Source organism: Mesorhizobium sp. NPDC059025 (assembly GCF_042739655.1).
Lineage (GTDB): Bacteria > Pseudomonadota > Alphaproteobacteria > Rhizobiales > Rhizobiaceae > Mesorhizobium.
In genome coordinates this window covers 1-1,171 of record NZ_JBHYIM010000040.1, presented here as the reverse complement: position 1 = coordinate 1,171, position 1,171 = coordinate 1, and the positions used below count along the sequence as shown (strand labels likewise).

General features: G+C 40.6%; 1 protein-coding gene and 1 pseudogene. One reads left to right on the top strand and one right to left on the bottom strand.

Annotation, left to right across the window (positions count from 1 at the left end):
• Nucleotides 1–305 (top strand): hypothetical protein (locus ACFWYE_RS31005; RefSeq protein WP_379115826.1); only part of this gene is annotated, 305 nt, incomplete at its 5' end.
• Between the two features lie 314 nt (nucleotides 306–619).
• Here the strand turns inward: ACFWYE_RS31005 and ACFWYE_RS31000 are convergent.
• Nucleotides 620–1,171 (bottom strand): annotated as a pseudogene (locus ACFWYE_RS31000) (hypothetical protein); the annotation flags it as partial.

Sequence of the window (1,171 nt, the reverse complement as noted above, 5' to 3'; positions counted from 1 at the left end):
GTAAAAAGAAGCACACTCGGAATGATAATTCGTTTCCTTTTGATTCCGCTCCTTCACCACTTACAATCCCCAAAGGCAACCGACAAGGGAACATTCGTCCCTTATCGGCACCTCCGGAAATTGTACAGCAAGGGGTCACTCCCAATAAAAAGACTACGACATATAAAACAGGTTTAGCTTCAGAGAAAAAGAGCATAAGGAAACTCGGTGCCACCCTAAAAAAAAGGGTGTCAAACAGGCTGTGCCTGTTGAGTTTCTATGCTCTTAGAACAGGTGCCGTTTTTGAAGCCAAAGATATAGCATAGATACCCCATAGATATAGCAGGGATATACCAAAATATCTCTAGAGATACGGGTATCTATGCTATATCTCTCTACAAGATTCCTCCACACGCTTGACGGAAATGCTTCAGCATTTTAGCACTCACTCGACAGAGTGTATAAGTGCGCCATTCGGAATTTCAAAGCTTCAAATTTCACAGAGAGTGCCCATTTATACACACCCCCTAAATCGTGGTGTGACAATGGGTTCTCGCCGGCTCGAAATCGGTTTGTCATTCTGACAAATAACCCTTCGGGAAATAAAAAAAACGGCTCCATAAAGAGGAACCGTTTTGCTTCAAAAATCACGTTTTGTGTTATACTGGAGAAACGAAATTGTGTTTTCAAAATTGTCATTTTCGACATGATAACTTTTCTCGTAGTGTGGTTTTGCCGAACCCACTACTTTTTTTATGTCTCCGAACTTCATTTCTTCCCGTTCCGGCTTAACAATCCCTTTTGATTTTCGATACATATTCATTCCGGAAGGATACATGTGCAGCCGTCCGCCTTTTAAAAATTTCTTTTCCCGACCTTCTACGATCTTTGTTTGCACCTCACAGCCCTCTGAAGCCACTTTTAAGGCTGTTTCCCTGTCTTGGACATCTTCTAGGTCTATATCAGTCAAATAAGCGCTCAAATAGGCTCCTATGTTGTCTATATCCTTTAATGACTTGATTGTTACAAATCCTAAACCCCATAGACTCCTTAATTCAGCATTTTTAATATAAATCTTATCCAAATCATTAAAGCGCATTAAAACATGACAATGCCAGGCTCCACGTCCTTGTGGCTCTACCACCGATAAATAATCTATCGAACTTTCTTTCTTGTATTTATAACGCAACCT